The organism is Vibrio sp. SCSIO 43137 (assembly GCF_028201475.1).
Lineage (GTDB): Bacteria > Pseudomonadota > Gammaproteobacteria > Enterobacterales > Vibrionaceae > Vibrio.
Window position 1 is genome coordinate 1,357,373 of record NZ_CP116383.1, and the last position, 15,842, is coordinate 1,373,214.

The following is a 15,842-nucleotide window of genomic DNA, read 5'->3' on the forward strand; positions in this document are numbered from 1 at the left end:
AGCATATTGGTTATTTTCTTTTCGCCGGCTTCTTACCGGTTTTCGCTGTGAATGGTTTGCCTTTTGGCTTATGACCTGCCGGTTTGTTTCCGCCTGAATTACGGTTATTCGTTCCGTTACCGCGTTCGTTAGTCCGGTTGTCACCAGCGCGGCCTTTACCACCCTGTTTTTTGTCGGTACGGATATCCGGTTGTCCTTTAGTGTGCTTAGTGGCAAAACGGTTTGCCCCATGACGCCCTGAGCGTCTTCTTTGTGCCGGTGTTTTAGCGTTATTATCTTCTGCCGGTATCAGGCAACCTTTTTTATCGCCAATAAGGTGCGCTTTACCCATATTGATCAGAGCTTCACGCAGCATTGGCCAGTTATCAGGATCGTGATAACGGAGCAGGGCTTTATGCAGCCGGCGCTGACGTTCACCTTTAGCAACAGGCACCTCTTCGCGCTTTTTGTACTTAACCCGTTTCAGAGGGTTTGTTTCTGAGTAGTACATGGCTGTGGCGTTACACATAGGTGACGGATAGAAGTTCTGAACCTGATCGCACTCAAAGTCATTTGCTTTCAGCCATAGCGCCAGATTAAGCATATCTTCATCTTCTGCCCCCGGGTGGGCGGAGATAAAGTAAGGGATCAGATACTGCTTTTTACCCGCTTCGGCACTGTACTTCTGGAACATCTCTTTAAAGGTGTCATAAGTCCCCATTCCCGGTTTCATCATCTTATCCAGCGGGCCTTTTTCTGTATGCTCAGGTGCAATTTTCAGATAGCCACCGACATGGTGAGTAACCAGCTCTTTTACATACTGAGGTGATTCAATAGCAAGATCATAACGAACGCCTGAAGCGATCATTATTTTCTTAACCCCTTTAACATTACGCGCAGCACGATAAAGATCGATCAGATGTTTATGATCAGTATTCAGCTTGTTACAGATGCGTGGGAACACACAAGACGGGTGACGACAGTTCTCTTCCGCTTTAGGGTCGGAACAACCAAGGCGATACATGTTCGCTGTCGGGCCACCAAGATCAGAAATGGTGCCGGTAAAACCGGGTACTTTATCGCGGATCTCTTCCAGTTCATTCAGAATAGATTCCTGAGAACGGTTCTGAATGATACGACCTTCGTGTTCGGTAATAGAACAGAACGAGCAACCACCAAAACAGCCACGCATAATATTGACCGAGGTTTTGATCATTTCATAAGCTGGTATCTTCGCCTTACCATACATAGGGTGAGGGACACGGGCAAAAGGCAGGCCGAATACATAGTCCATCTCTTCCGTAGACAACGGGATCGGCGGTTGGTTAACCCATAGCTCACGGTTACCGTGTTTCTGTATCAGGGCGCGGCCGGAATAAGGGTTGGTTTCCAGATGCATTACTCTGCTGGCATGGGCATAGAGAATGCGGTCATTATTCAGTTTTTCAAATGGCGGCAGGCGTACAGCGGTCGTTTTGGCATCGTGTCGGGAAGGGCGAATAACTATCGGCTTTGCCGCCTGATCTTCGTCTTTCTTCTCACACTTCTCTTCAGTCTGGTACGGATTGACCGGTACAAAAGGTTTGCCCGGTTTTTCAATTCTTGAAGAGTCAATAATGGTGAAATCTTCCGGCTCCTGAGCCAGATTCACTGCCGTACCGCGGATACGGGTCAGTTGTGAGACCGGCTCACCGCCAGCCAGACGATGGGCAACCTCAATCAGGGCACGCTCTGCATTACCAAATAGCAGGATATCCGCTTTGGCATCAAACAGAACTGAACGGCGCACTTTATCTGACCAGTAATCGTAGTGGGAAATTCGTCTCAGGCTGGCTTCAATACCGCCTAAAACTATAGGTGTCTCTTTATATGCTTCACGACAACGCTGAGAGTAAACCAGTACGGCTCTGTCTGGCCGCTTTCCGCCTTCGTTACCCGGAGTATAGGCATCGTCGTGGCGTAGTTTGCGGTCTGCTGTGTAGCGGTTGATCATTGAGTCCATGTTTCCGGCTGTGATGCCGAAAAACAGATTAGGTTTACCCAGTGCCATAAAGGCATCTTTATTGCTCCAGTCAGGCTGGGCAATAATGCCGACACGGAAGCCCTGAGCTTCCAGCAGGCGGCCGATAATGGCCATACCAAAGCTCGGGTGGTCCACATACGCATCACCGGTGACAATAATAATGTCGCAGCTATCCCAGCCCAGTTTCTTCATCTCTTTGCGACTGGTAGGCAGAAATGGCGCAGTGCCGTAACACTCAGCCCAATACGGCTTATAGTCGTAGATTGCTGTGACTTCTTTTTGCATGATTGCGTTGTGCATTTTTTAATCCCGGAACTCAAGAGGCGGGCATAATAGCAAATCTTAAGGTTAGTTGGGTATAGAGAATTATGTTATTATCCTGCGCCTTAATTCAGAGCCGTAAAAATCAATGACATATTCTGCACTTATCCTGTTAGCCCCTATGCTTTTTGTCGCTCAGACCATTCTGACTCTGGTGTTACAAAAAGGCGAAATTTGCCCCGGTCAGCGGGGAAGGGTACATAAACTTCTTCCTGCTTCAGGCGTATTATGGCTGGCAATTGCTTCTGTAGAAGTGAGTGCATTTCTGATCTCAGCGGCGCTGTTCTATTTCTATTCTCAGGTAAAAACCGGCAAAACCCGTGATGAGGGGCCGCTTTGGGTGATGTGGCTGGCTGATCTGCTGGCGTTACTGTTTGTCGGCTATCAGTTAAAGCAGTTTGATTCTGTTTCAGCAGGGCTATTCTGGTTTATTTTTGCCGCTATGTCCGGTGCCCTGTTTGCTCACCTTAATCTGCTGTTGGCGAGAAGCCGGCTGGAAGCGTTTCATCAGTTACTGCCGGTTAGCGGAGTGATGAGTGGAATCGCGGGGGCACTGGTACTTTCATTGCCGCTTATCTCACTAAGTGATGCAGCAATAGAACCTGTATTGAATAACTTCTTGTCAGGGTTTGCTCTGCTGATTTCTGGTTTGGTGGCCTGGTGCTGGCATCTGTTCCGTAAAGTAAAACCAGCCAAAGCACAGCTATCAGTGGCATTACTGCTTATCTATATATCAGGGATCTGTTTCTGGCCTCTGCTACAGCTGTAGGTCGTCTGCTACAGAAACGGCTTGCTTGAGCTTGCCCGCAGATCAACTAAGCTTTATAGCAGGGTAGCTATAAAGGAGTTGCGCGATGGACTTAAGCAATGTGAACCATTTTGACAGTACCATTTTGCTCGGTATTGTGAACGAAAAACTGCGTTTAGAGTGCGACAGTTTTGAAGATTTAATCAGTCGCTATGAAATCGATGTTGAGTGCCTGATCAGCAAGCTGGATATTCTGGGCTACCAGTATGATCCGCTGACCAACCAGTTTAAGTCCTTTCATCGGTAATCTTCTAATATCTGTTTCACCGTTAATATCTTCGGGGAAATTTCAACAAACAAACCCTCTTAGGCAGGAAGTCGCAGAGGGTTTGTTTGTGTTTATGTTCTATGTTTTCCGGCGTGAATTGTCGCTATAACTTAGGCCAGTTTAATGCCTTCAAGGTTATTCTGGCACTGTTGTCTTGCGGTATTAAAGAACGCCTGAAGATAACTTTTCTCTGCCTCAGAGCTTCGCACTGCGGCGTAAAGCCGGCTCCATAACCCCCCTCCCAAAGGTAAGCTGCTAATCAATCCCTGCCGTGAAAACTCATGAACCGCCCAGTTGGGCAGGGCGCTGACACCTAATCCGGCAGAGACCATTTGTACCAGCATTAGAGTATTATCCGTCTGTTTCCATTTTACCGGTTCGATACCGGCAGGCTGAAGGAAGTGTTTGTAGGCATCAAGGCGGTTTTTTTGTACCGGATAGGAGATAAACATTTCATCAGCAAGATCGTCCGGCGTAATCGCAGATTTGCTGGTGAGAGGGTGATTTATTGATGTTACCAATTTCATTTCAAAATCAAATAGCGGCTGATAATGAACATCAGCACGGGGGATAATATCCGAGGTAATGACTAAGTCCAGTTCACCGTTTACCAGTGCCGGAACTGGCTCGAAACTGAATCCGGAAGAGAAGTCCAGAGTTACCCCCGGCCATGCCAGTTGGTACTCTCTTAACGCCGGCATCAGCCACTGGAAGCAGGAGTGACAATCAATGGCGATATGCAGCCTGCCGTTAATATCTTCCTTCATGCTGAACAGCTCCTGCTCCGCCAAAGCAAATTTAGGCAACACCTCATCAGCCAGTTTTAGCAGCCTTTCGCCTTCAGGGGTGAATTTAACCGGGCGGGTCTTTCTGAGAAACAGCTGTCCACCGATTCGCTGTTCCAGATCTTTTATCTGGTGGGAAAGGGCAGACTGGGTAAGATGAAGTACCGTTGCTGTTGCGGTGAGAGAGCCGGTCTCCCGCAGTGACGTCAGTGTCTTTAAATGCTTTAGTTCAATCATGAGAGATGTTCATAATCCTTATGAACTCATTAATCCTGCTAACAAACTAAAGCATTTTAAAAGCAATGTAAACGTCTAGACGTCTAAAAATATTGATGATTACTTCCAGTCACTCAGTTTGAAAGTCAGGGTATGAGCGCTGTTTTTCAGTACTAAGTTCTCTTTGGTGAGAATAATGTCGTTCCACTCTGCCAGAGACTGAGCGAACACAGCTTCTGTTTTCATTGCTTCACCCATACACATTTTCATGGTCATGCCCATACCGGTAATGCGGAACTGATTATTTTTTAGCTCGCCCTGACCGAAAAAATTATTGCAACCGGCATTGCCGTTGGCCGTCAGTTTCTCACCAATCTCTAAGTTAGGGGCCTGCATAAGATTTGGGGTAACAAAGACTTCATTATCAATTTTTGTCAGCGTCCAGTTATGGTGTTGCAGATCGTCTGCGGAAACCTGAGCAAGATCTCCGGTGGATGAGCAGGCGGTTAGTACAAGTGGTATGGTCAGAACGGCAAGTTGTTTTTTCATTGAAATCTCCGGCACTCAGGCTGACTGAACAATTAATCTTTTTATAAACAGTGACCTGATTATAGAACAATGTAAATTAAATGGCTGAATTTGTTTACAGTTACACAAACAGCTACTATTTATATATACCCAAGTGACTTAAAAAATGCGGGATTTTGATGGTTTTTGAGCTTGCTTGATTAAAGATTTGCCTCTAGGGAAGTAAGGGTTGAAGTGATATGGAACAATTAGAGTTTTTTACCGTTCCCAGCCCTTGTATTGGGGTGTGTAGCGTAGATGAAAAGGGCTACTGCAAAGGATGTATGAGAAAACGGGAAGAGCGTTTTAACTGGCTCTCTTATACTCCGGCACAGCAGCGCCATGTCATTAAGCTCTGTAAGCAGCGCTATCTGCGTAAAATTCGTCAGAACCGTAAAGTGGCTGAAGCACCGGCAGAACCGGCAAGCCCGCAACAGAATCTGTTTGGAACTGAAGAACAGCAATAAAAAAGGGCAAAATAGAAACTATTTTGCCCTTTGCTTATCAGGTCAACTGCTCTTGATTACTGATTTAATCAGACAGCTGGAACCTGCTGAGTAATACAGTGGATATTACCACCACCAAGCAGAATCTCTCTGGCATCAACACCAGTGATCTTATAGCCCGGATAGAGGTTGTTAAGCAGAGTTTCCACTTCCGCATCCAGTTTCTTGTCCAGTAATGGGTAAACCACCTGATCATTGGTGACCAGATAGTTAGCATAAGAGCCTGCAAGGCGCTCACCCGGCGTTCTTTCCATACCTTCAGAAACATCAACACCGCTCGCTTCATCTTCAGAGATATACAGTGGTCCCGGCATCGGTAGTTTGTGCACTTTAATCTGACGGCCTTTGGCATCGGTCTGGCTTAGCAGAGTATCCAGTGCCGTTCTTGAAATCTCATACTGAGGATCGTTCTCGTCTTCACACCAGGTCAGAACCACTTCGCCCGGACGTACCACATGAATTAAGTTGTCCACATGGCCGTTAGTCTCATCGTTGTATAAACCGTTCGGGATCCAGACAATTTTTTCCACTGACAGATAGTCGCAAAGTACCTGCTCAAGCTCTTCTTTAGACAAGTCAGGGTTGCGGCTAGGGTGCAGCAGACACTCTTCAGTAGTATATAGTGTGCCTTCACCATCGACGTGGATTGAACCACCTTCAAGTACGATAGGCGCACGGTAGCTGTCGTCTTCGTGAATTTCACAGATCTTCTGTGCGACGGCATCATCTTTGTCCCAAGGGAAATACAGACCATCTACCAGTCCGCCCCATGCGTTGAAGTGCCAGTCGACACCGCGACGCTCACCTTCACCGTTAACCACGTAAGAAGGACCGATATCGCGCATCCATGAGTCATCGGTGCTCATCTCAACCAGCTTGATATTCTCAGGAAGCAGAGTGCGGGCATTTTCGAACTGCTGTGCACTTACTGCCATAATCACAGGCGTTGTCTGAGAGATAGCTTTTGCTACTTCAACAAAGGTTGTTTGTGCTGGTTTACCACCGAAGCGCCAGTTATCTGTTCTTTCCGGCCACGCCATCCATACTGCTGCTTGTGGTTCGTGTTCACCGGGCATTCTGAAGCCATCATTTCTTGGTGTAGAGTCGATTCTTTTGCTCATTTTTATTGCCTCCTACATTAATGGCTATGAGTTAGATTATTATCGGATTGTTCTGCGGATGCAGCATTTTTCTTATCGATTGCGAGTTTCAGAAGGTACTCACCAATCAAAATTGTGACCACAACACCAATGGCGACCGGTGCACTGTATACCCAGTCAATCGTCATTGTGATTAGGTCAGGGAAGATAAACAGCACTACTGCCTGAGCGATGACCATAAAGCAGACAATACTCAGAGCCCACTGCACACCCATACCACCCGGAACACGGAAAGGACGCTCTTTCTCTGGTTCTGAGATACGAAGTTTCAGGTATGAAGGGAACATAAACAGGTATGGCAGCAGGAATACACAGCTTGAGAATGCAAACACTGACCAGAATAGCTCGTCACTGTCTTGCGCAAATACTGCGTAAGCCAGAATAACGATAGTCGAGATAATACCTGTGATGTTGTTTGCGCCGACAGGTGTGTCATATTTTTCAGACATTTTCGCTACAGCATCAGGTAGCTCGCCTTCGCTTGCTGCTTCAGCTGCGGCACGGCTTGCACCCATAGTCCAGGTCACCATGTTACCGATAAAGGTAAGCAGAGCCATAACACCGATAGCGTTAACCATAAAGTTACCGAATGCGCTGTCACCAAATAGTTTGTGCAGGGTATCGATAATACCGGCAACCAGACCGATATCTTCTACCGGTAGCGCCAGCAGGATACCAACAGTACCGAATACGTACAGGAAGGCAGTGATACCAGCTGCAAGGAAGATAGACTTAGGCATGTCGCGTACGTCTTTCATCTCTTTGGTCATAGTTGCAACCAGCTCAAAACCCATCAGGTTGAATACTAGCGCTGGAAGGAAGGCAACACCGGTATCAAGGCTAGGCATCATGGCTGAAATTGAAAACTCATTTGCAACGCCGTTCTTAGCTGCATAGATAAAGCCACCAAAGCCCAGTACAGAGATAACAGTGATCTTCAGAATGGCACCGACATTGGTTACCCATACGCCGACATCAACGGAGACGTTACAGATCCAGATAGTCAGCCATGTCAGCACAATACAGATAGCGATCTGGGCGAACATAGAGAGATCAGGGAAGAACAACTCAGCAAACATACCAGCGAACATGATATATACTGCCGGCATCCATAAACCTACGTTAATCCAGTAGAACCAGGTTGTTCTGACGGCCCATTTGTAACCAAAGGCTTGTTTTACCCAGTCATAAATACCACCGTCACCGGGATAAGTTGTACCTAATTCAGAGGTGATCAGGCCATAAGGGATAACAAAAATAATTAATGTTATTAGCCACCAACCGATAGAACTTACACCAATTGAAGCCGAGGCTGTTAATGTATCAACTACAATTACAGCACAAAGGCTAAATAAGGCGAGACTACCGACACCCATTTTTCCGCCAGAAGTTTGCGTTTCCATATTATTCTCCGTGTTTATTCACACGAGTAAGTTATTTACAAGTGAAGTTAATTTACAATTAGACGCTGTAAATATAATTAGTTTGATTAAAGTAGTTTGTTATTAGAATCACTTATCGGTGTTCATATATTAATTGGAGAGTAAGACGTGATACCGACCATAAATAAACCTAATTAACCTATCTCAGGCGAGAAAATTGATTCTGATCAATTTATGCAGTGGCAAGTTAAAGATAATTCTATCGGTAAAATGCAGAACACAATATCGAATAGCTATGCAGATATTGTGGTTATTGCGTAAGTGCGGATGTTTTAAGCAGAGAGTAACAAAGCCGCTTATTTCATGAGCGATTAATTAAATCAATCGGTTACCTTCTCAGAGTTGAGGGAACTTGTGGTACATTAATATCTTAATGCCTGATACACTGCTGAATCAGCCTGTAACAGGGTGCTGGTATATAACTTAATTAGGGAGTTGGTGGTTTACTATGAAAAAAGAGTCAACAGAACAAAGGCTTGAGAGAATACATAAAGCAGCAATTAGCCTTGCGTCCCAGCGAAATGTTAACTCAATCTCCATCTATGATGTAGCTAAAGAAGCGGCTATTGCAGCCTCTACGGTTTATCATCACTACCCAAATATAGAGTCTCTGATCTGCGAACTAATGAACGATGTGTTTTCCGACTTTCTCAACGTTCTGGAAAGTGCTGTGGATGCGGAAAAGGTCCATCACTGGAGCGATATAAACCGCATGATCGAGCAGGGATATGTTAACTATTATATGTCGACACCCCTTGCGCAGCATACCTTGTTGGGCCAGCACACTTATGCGACGGTACGTCATGCTGATGCGCAAAATGACCTATTACTGGGGCAGAAGGTAGAGGAGATATACCGTCAGTTCTTTGTACTGCCGGAGCTTCCGAAGGATGTGAATATTTTTGCAATTGCCCTGCAGGTAGCCGATAAAGTCTACTCAATGAATTACCGGGAAAATGGTGAGATTGCACCGGAAATGGCCCGGGAGGCGGTAATATTAACCGAGGCTTATTTAGGTGCTTATTTACCTAAATACATGCAGAGAGTTAATTAAAATAGTATTTTAAAATAGAGCGTCTGATTAATTCAGGCGTTTTTTTTATCTCCATTAAAATCAAATATCGAAAAAACTATCTTGGCCAAAAATTAGTTTGTGATTTGTGTCATGATAATTTTGTAACTCTCTCTGATTAAATCGATTAGTGATTCTGGTTTCAGAATTCAGCGCGGTTTTTCCTGATACTTGCTTCATCGGGATTGGTTACTTATTTAACTAATCTGTAAATAAAAATAGAGTCAGGATGTTACCTGCACTCTGACTTTAAAAATGATGTATAAAAGGAACAGAGAATATGAAACTGCCATCTTCTAGTGCAACTGAACTAAACAAAAAACATATGGAACATATGGTTTCAATGAAAGACTTCTCCGTAGAGGAGATGGACAACATGATGGAACTGATGACCTATCTGAAACAAGCGCGCAGAGATAACGCTATCCCTCAGCTGTTCAAAGGTAAGTCTGTAGGTATGATTTTTGAAGCCGGTTCTACCCGTACCCGCGTTTCATTTGAAGTTGCGGCAACGCTGCTGGGCGGTCATGCGCTGTTCTTGTCTCCTAAAGATATCCATCTGGGTGGTAAAGAGTCTATCGATGATACTTCACGTGTACTTTCCCGTATGTGTGACATCATTATGGCGCGTACTAACAGCCCTGAAACACTAGACGGCCTGCTTGAAATGTCTACGGTTCCTGTTATCAATGGTCTGGACACTCGTTTCCACCCGACTCAGATGCTGGCTGACCTTTACACCATCAGAGAGCACATCACAGACGGCCGTACTCTGTCTGATATGACGCTGGCCTTTATGGGTGACGCAACTGACGTATGTCGTTCACTAATGCTGACTTGTGCTAAGTACGGTATGGGCTTCAAGCAGATTGGTCCTAAGAAATATCAGATGGAACAAGAGTGGGTTGATCTGGCTGAATCATTCTGTAAAGAGTCTGGTGGTCATATTGAAATCACTGACGACGTTGAAAGAATCAGCGAGTGTGACGTGGTATACGGTGACAGCTTCTACTGGGTTACTCAGATGGATGAGAAAGAAGAGCGTCTGAACGCCTTTATGCCTGACTATGTAATCACTGAAGAGTTGATGGCGAAAGCTAAGCCGGGTGCAATGCTGCTACACTGCCTGCCTGCAAACGACAAAGAAGAAGTAACTCGTGGTGCGCTGGAAAGTGAATACTCAGTGGCATTTGATGAAGCAGAGAACCGCCTGACTGCACAGATGGCGATTCTGGTTTACTTTACTCATAAGCATATCCAGCAGCCGACAGAACAGAAACTGGCTGAGCACAAAGAGAAGATCGAAGGCTTTCTTGCAAAACTATAATAACTGATAGTGATAATAGATAATTTATCGATGCTCCATTTAGGTCTGGCTTAACGCCAGACCTTTTTTATGCCCGCCGATAAGTTATGAAATAACACTTGGCAGCCAGAGTGACAGGGGAGGCAATAGCAGCAGAAGCAGCAGCCTGACGATATCAGCACACCAGTAAGGTGTCACACCTTTGAAAATGGTGCTGGTCTTTATATCTTTAACCACACTACTGAGCACAAAGATATTCAGCCCTACAGGCGGGGTAATTAAGCTAATCTCAGTCACCACCACAACCACAATACCGAACCAGACTAAGTCAAAACCAAGGCTGGCAACCAGCGGGTAGAAGATAGGTACCGTCAGCAGCAGCATTGAAAGGCTTTCAAACACTGTGCCCAGCAAGATATAAACGCCCATTATGGCCAGAATAACCAGCAAAGGTTCTGCGCCAAACGACTGCATCCAGACTACCAACTCGTTAGGCAAACCGGTGCGGTTAACAAAGTTGGAGTAGATAAGTGCGCCGATAATGACACCAAACAGCATGGTTGAAGTACGCGCGGTATCCAGCAAGATTTCGTGCAGGATCTTCCATGTCAGCGAACGGCGGTAAAGTGCGATAGCAAATGCACCTCCGGCACCAATTCCGGCCGCTTCAGTGGGAGTAAATACCCCAAGGTAAATACCGCCCATCACCACCATAAACAGGCCGAGGATGCCAGACACCGATTTAAGGGCTGCGCTCTTCTCTTCCTTCGACATTCTTCTGCCACTCGGGCCTGATTCAGGGTTACGCCAGACAACATAACGGGTTGCCAGCAGGTAGAAGGCAATGCCGAGAATACCGGGAATAAAACCGGCGGCGAACAGATCGCGGATACTCTGCTCAGTCAGTACACCGTAGATAATCAGAATCACACTTGGCGGAATAAGAATGCCCAGAGTACCACCCGCGGCAATAGATGCCGCAGCAAGGCTGTCAGAATAACCGTACTTTCTCATCGGAGGCATAGCTACTTTTGCCATGGTGGCAGAAGTGGCAAGGCTTGAGCCGGAGATAGCAGAGAAACCACCGCATGCCGTGATGGTTGCCATTGCCAGCCCACCGCGATGGTGGCCGAGAAAGGCGTAACAAGCTTTATATAACTCTTGCGACATACCGGCGCGGGTGATCAGGTTACCCATAAGAATAAACATAGGGATTACCGATAGCCCATAATCCTGTGCCGTATCTATCAGACGTTTGGCACTTACGGTCAGTGCGCCGTTAAAGTTCCAGTCACTTAAGGCGGCGTAGCCGATAAAACCGACTACACCCATGGCAAAGGCTATAGGCATTCGCAGCAGTATCAATATCAGCAGAGCCGCAAAACCGATTAATGCGATATCCATATCAGTCCTTTTGATTGTTATATTCTTTGTTATACAGGCGGGTAATCACCAGTACCAAAGAGGTTAATGCCGTCAGCCAGCATGAAATAGCCAGAAAATAGACAAAGTAATAAGTGGGAATTTCAAGGTATTCCGTCATTTCACCGTAGCGAAATGCACGATCACCAAGATCCCAGACTTTTACTCCGATAACAGACAAGCTGGCAGCAACGGCAATATCAAACCCCATATCCCTGATGTTTTTAATGCCGCGGGGAATAATGCTGTCAGTAAGGTCAACGCTGATATGCTCTTTGCGCCATGTCACAAGGGGCATGGTCAGAAACACCAGTGAGCCGAGCAGAATTTCCGTCAGCTCAACACTGCCGGTAACGGGCTTGTCGAACAGATAGCGACCTGCTACATCAACACAGGTCAGCGTCATCATAAACATAAGGGCAGCGCTGGCGAACAGTTTGAGTGCGGTATCTAAGAGTTGGGCGCAATACTCCCAACTCTTAGTGAACCAGAGTACAGATGCTCTCATGGTCAGTTCCTATAGTTCCAGAGGCTGGTAGTCACTAACGATTTTACGGAACTCTGTCAGAGCGGCTTTTGAATCAACCTTGCGGGAAGAGACAGATTTCATCCACTTCTCATCCAGGCCTTTGGTCAGCTCATTAAAGTAGCTGATGTCCTGCTGTGAAAGATCGGTAACCTGAGAACCTGATGCGATAATATCTGCTTCACCAATGGTATCTGCCTGATTCCAGTAGCGACCGGCGAGAGCAGAAAGCTTCTCGCCTGACACACTGCGGATAGCCTGACGATCCTGCTCTGACAACTTATCCATAAACTGCGGGCTGATAAAGATACCAAATGAACCCAGATACAGGCCGGTAGGCAGTTTGTAGCTGTATGGTGCTACATCTTTAAAGCGGGCCGCTTTCATCATATCCATCTGCATAAACAGACCGTCAGCCACACCCTGAGACAGCATCTCATAAGCTTTAGTCGCCGGAGCACTTACACCGGATACTTCCAGCAGTTTGCCGACTTCTGTTGAGATACCGCCGCCTACACGCATTTTCTTGCCCTTCAGATCTTTAAGAGAGCTGATTGGCTCACGCATATGAACCTGACCCGGGCCGTGTACAAATACACCAGCCAGCTCAACACCTTCATATTCGAAAGAGTCTTTAAAGTACTTTTCATTTACCCGCCAGTGAGCAACAGAAGCCGCTTCAGCAGAGGCTTTGTTAGTCGGCAGCTCTGCGATTTGTGTCAGGCGGAAACGACCCGGCATATAACCGTGGAAGGTCCATGCTGCATCAACTGCACCATCTTCAACCAGTTCTATAAGGCTTTTAGGGTGGGCCAGATCGTACTCAAGTTTGATTTTGACGCGTCCTTCCGTTGCTTGCTCAATCCACTTTCCCCATGTAGGCAGTACATCTGCGTTCATGGTCTGCATCGGGCTTAACCAGGTTGCGACTTTTAGTTCCTGAACCTGAGCCAGTGCGCTCTGGCTAACCAAAAGGGTGGAGATGAGTAATCCGGACATGCTTTTCGCGACAGTTGATTTAAACATAACAATTCCTTTATCAATTCTCTGTAGTGAGTGAATCCATTCTTTAAATGACACGCATTAGCATCACATTGCAAAATAAGCGTATCATTTAAAAATGGGTTTGTGTATATTAAATGTTAATAAAAAGTAATTTTTATTGATGAGTGTGATGATTCCATGCACTCAGAACAGCGATTCAGTGTTTGTTTAATGAGGGAAAATAAAATGGAAAATTTAGCCAGCTACGTAGCAGGGAAGTGGTATTTCGGCGGAGAGAAAGTGCGAACCGTTTCGAGTGCCATTAGCGGTGAACCTATGTGGCAAGTGAGTTCAGAAGGAATGAACACCCAGGAAGCATTGGAGTACGGCAGGGAGAAGGGAACCAAGGCGTTGTCAGCCATGACCTTTCTTGAACGAGCCAATATGATGAAAGAGTTGGCCAAATACCTGCTGACCAGAAAAGAAGAGTTTTATCAATTATCAGCCCATACCGGTGCAACGCGGGTGGATTCATGGATAGATATAGAAGGGGGCGTTGCCACTCTGTTCAACTATTCCGGTGTCGCCAACCGTGAGCTGCCGAATGATCTTATCTGGCCGGAAGATGAGTTAATTCCCCTATCTAAAGAGGGCGGCTTCGCTGCCCGCCACTTCCTCACCAGTAAAAAAGGTGTTGCGTTACATATCAATGCTTATAACTTCCCGTGCTGGGGGATGCTGGAGAAACTGGCTCCGACATGGCTGGCGGGGGTTGCGGCAATTGTAAAACCGGCAACGGATACCGCTTATCTTACTCAGGCCATGGTTAAGGCGATGGAAGAGAGCGGCCTGCTGCCTGAAGGGGCGATTCAGGTGGTCTGTGGCTCAGTGGGCGATATGTTTGATCACTTAGATTGTCAGGATGTGGTGACCTTTACCGGATCAGCATCAACGGGGCAGATGCTAAAGTCGCACCCTAATATTATTGCTAAATCAGTGCCGTTTACAATGGAAGCTGACTCTCTGAACTGCGCCATTCTCGGCAGTGATGTCACCACAGATATGCCGGAATTTAAGCAGTTTATCCGTGAAGTTGTCAGGGAGATGACAGTGAAAGCCGGCCAGAAATGTACTGCTATCCGTCGTGTTATTGTGCCGGAAAATATGCTGGATGAAGTGGGTAAAGCTCTTGTCAGCAAGCTTGAGCAGGTAACCGTAGGTGATCCTTCTATTGAAGGCGTCAAGATGGGCGCTCTGGTTGGCCGTTCACAGGTTACCGATGTGGAAGAGAAGGTCACTACACTTTCAAACCATTGTGAAATTCTGACTGGTGGCAATAACGCGGAGCTTGATATTAAAGGCTCAGCGGAAGGTGCTTACTATCCGCCGACACTGCTTTGCTGCCGTAATCCTCTTGAGGTTGAAGAGGTTCACTCAGTGGAAGCCTTCGGCCCGGTAAGTACTTTGATGCCATATAGCGACCTGAGTCAGGCAGGAGAGATCGCTAAGATGGGACAAGGAAGTCTGGTGGCCAGTATTGTTACTGCGTCGCCGGAAGTCGCCTCTGCGCTGGCTCTTGATATGGGGGCTTATCACGGCCGTTTACATGTGCTTAATGAGCAATCGTCTAAAGAGTCTACCGGACACGGTTCACCACTGCCTATGCTGGTGCACGGCGGGCCGGGTCGCGCTGGTGGCGGCGAAGAGATGGGGGGTCTTCGTGGTGTGAAACACTATATGCAGCGTACCGCTATTCAGGGCTCTCCGACCATGCTGGCCAATATCGGCAGAGCGTGGGTGCGAGGGGCTGAGACCATCAGCGATGTGGTACATCCGTTTAAGAAGTACTTCGAAGAGCTGGCGATAGGTGAAACCCTGACAACCGCGAGAAGAACCATTACCGAAGCAGATATTGTTAATTTTGCCTGCCTGAGTGGCGACCACTTCTATGCCCATATGGATGAAATAGCGGCGAAAGACTCCATGTTCGGAGAGCGGGTTGCCCACGGCTATTTTGTTATCTCTGCTGCGGCAGGGCTGTTTGTGGAAGCTGCTCCGGGGCCGGTACTGGCTAACTATGGTATGGAAGGGCTGCGCTTTATAGAGCCGGTTAAAGTAGGCGATACCATTCAGGTACACCTTACTTGTAAGAACAAGATCAAGAAGCGTCAGAAGACGGTTGAAGATCAGGCTCAGGGGGTAGTGGCCTGGGATGTCGAAGTGACCAATCAGGAGGGGTCACCGGTAGCCTTGTACACCATTTTGACCTTGGTAGCGAGAAAGCACGGCGATTTTTAATTTTTATCATTAATTAGAAAACCCTAATTAAAACAGAGCCTCCGGGCTCTGTTTTTAGTTAATATATTACAAAGTCGAATATATTTTCATGTCAAATGTAAATATAATGTTGTCGGATGTTATTCTTATGATACAGTAATAATCAATAAATAAAAAAAT

At 46.5% G+C, this 15,842-nt stretch carries 14 protein-coding genes; 6 read left to right on the plus strand and 8 right to left on the minus strand.

Features of this window, described 5'->3' with window-relative positions; genetic code table 11:
* Positions 1 to 10: 10 nt before the first annotated feature.
* Positions 11 to 2,287: a YgiQ family radical SAM protein gene (locus tag PK654_RS06370; RefSeq protein WP_271698823.1), complete on the minus strand. Its 2,277-nt coding sequence runs from the start codon at positions 2,285 to 2,287 to the stop codon at positions 11 to 13.
* Positions 2,288 to 2,411: 124 nt separating this feature from the next.
* Between PK654_RS06370 and PK654_RS06375 the strand changes: the two genes are divergently transcribed.
* Positions 2,412 to 3,092, plus strand: a complete 681-nt coding sequence (locus tag PK654_RS06375; RefSeq protein ID WP_271698360.1) for a hypothetical protein — start codon at positions 2,412 to 2,414, stop codon at positions 3,090 to 3,092.
* A gap of 85 nt (positions 3,093 to 3,177) precedes the next feature.
* Complete coding sequence (locus tag PK654_RS06380; RefSeq protein ID WP_271698361.1) at positions 3,178 to 3,378, plus strand: DUF4250 domain-containing protein; 201 nt, start codon at positions 3,178 to 3,180, stop codon at positions 3,376 to 3,378.
* 131 nt (positions 3,379 to 3,509) lie between these two features.
* Here PK654_RS06380 and metR read toward each other — a convergent pair whose 3' ends face one another.
* Positions 3,510 to 4,421, minus strand: coding sequence for an HTH-type transcriptional regulator MetR (gene metR, locus PK654_RS06385; protein ID WP_271698362.1), 912 nt, complete (start codon positions 4,419 to 4,421; stop codon positions 3,510 to 3,512).
* A gap of 99 nt (positions 4,422 to 4,520) precedes the next feature.
* Complete coding sequence (locus tag PK654_RS06390) at positions 4,521 to 4,949, minus strand: META domain-containing protein (protein ID WP_271698363.1); 429 nt, start codon at positions 4,947 to 4,949, stop codon at positions 4,521 to 4,523.
* 218 nt (positions 4,950 to 5,167) lie between these two features.
* Here PK654_RS06390 and PK654_RS06395 point away from each other — a divergent pair, with 218 nt between their 5' ends.
* The gene (locus PK654_RS06395) at positions 5,168 to 5,434 is read left to right on the plus strand and encodes a DUF1289 domain-containing protein (RefSeq protein WP_271698364.1); all 267 of its coding nucleotides are present in this window, start codon (positions 5,168 to 5,170) and stop codon (positions 5,432 to 5,434) included.
* Positions 5,435 to 5,502: 68 nt separating this feature from the next.
* On the opposite strand, the gene aguA is transcribed toward PK654_RS06395, so the two are convergent.
* The gene (gene aguA, locus PK654_RS06400; protein WP_271698365.1) at positions 5,503 to 6,594 is read right to left on the minus strand and encodes an agmatine deiminase; all 1,092 of its coding nucleotides are present in this window, start codon (positions 6,592 to 6,594) and stop codon (positions 5,503 to 5,505) included.
* A gap of 17 nt (positions 6,595 to 6,611) precedes the next feature.
* The gene (locus PK654_RS06405; protein WP_271698366.1) at positions 6,612 to 8,036 is read right to left on the minus strand and encodes an APC family permease; all 1,425 of its coding nucleotides are present in this window, start codon (positions 8,034 to 8,036) and stop codon (positions 6,612 to 6,614) included.
* 487 nt (positions 8,037 to 8,523) lie between these two features.
* Between PK654_RS06405 and PK654_RS06410 the strand changes: the two genes are divergently transcribed.
* On the plus strand, positions 8,524 to 9,129 hold the full coding sequence (locus tag PK654_RS06410; RefSeq protein WP_271698367.1) for a TetR/AcrR family transcriptional regulator: 606 nt from the start codon (positions 8,524 to 8,526) through the stop codon (positions 9,127 to 9,129).
* A 298-nt stretch (positions 9,130 to 9,427) separates the two neighbouring features.
* Entirely contained in the window at positions 9,428 to 10,474 is a 1,047-nt protein-coding gene (gene argF, locus PK654_RS06415; RefSeq protein WP_271698368.1) for an ornithine carbamoyltransferase, read from the plus strand.
* Positions 10,475 to 10,558: 84 nt separating this feature from the next.
* Here the strand turns inward: argF and PK654_RS06420 are convergent, their stop codons facing one another.
* The 3 genes from PK654_RS06420 to PK654_RS06430 are packed head-to-tail and all read right to left on the minus strand — an operon-like array spanning position 10,559 to position 13,427.
* A complete protein-coding gene (locus PK654_RS06420; RefSeq protein WP_271698369.1) occupies positions 10,559 to 11,857 on the minus strand; it encodes a TRAP transporter large permease in 1,299 nt (432 codons plus the stop codon).
* A gap of 1 nt (position 11,858) precedes the next feature.
* On the minus strand, positions 11,859 to 12,383 hold the full coding sequence (locus PK654_RS06425) for a TRAP transporter small permease (RefSeq protein ID WP_271698370.1): 525 nt from the start codon (positions 12,381 to 12,383) through the stop codon (positions 11,859 to 11,861).
* A gap of 9 nt (positions 12,384 to 12,392) precedes the next feature.
* Complete coding sequence (locus PK654_RS06430) at positions 12,393 to 13,427, minus strand: TRAP transporter substrate-binding protein (protein ID WP_271698371.1); 1,035 nt, start codon at positions 13,425 to 13,427, stop codon at positions 12,393 to 12,395.
* A gap of 204 nt (positions 13,428 to 13,631) precedes the next feature.
* Here PK654_RS06430 and paaZ point away from each other — a divergent pair, with 204 nt between their 5' ends.
* A complete protein-coding gene (paaZ, locus tag PK654_RS06435; RefSeq protein WP_271698372.1) occupies positions 13,632 to 15,683 on the plus strand; it encodes a phenylacetic acid degradation bifunctional protein PaaZ in 2,052 nt (683 codons plus the stop codon).
* The last annotated feature ends 159 nt before the right edge of the window (positions 15,684 to 15,842 follow it).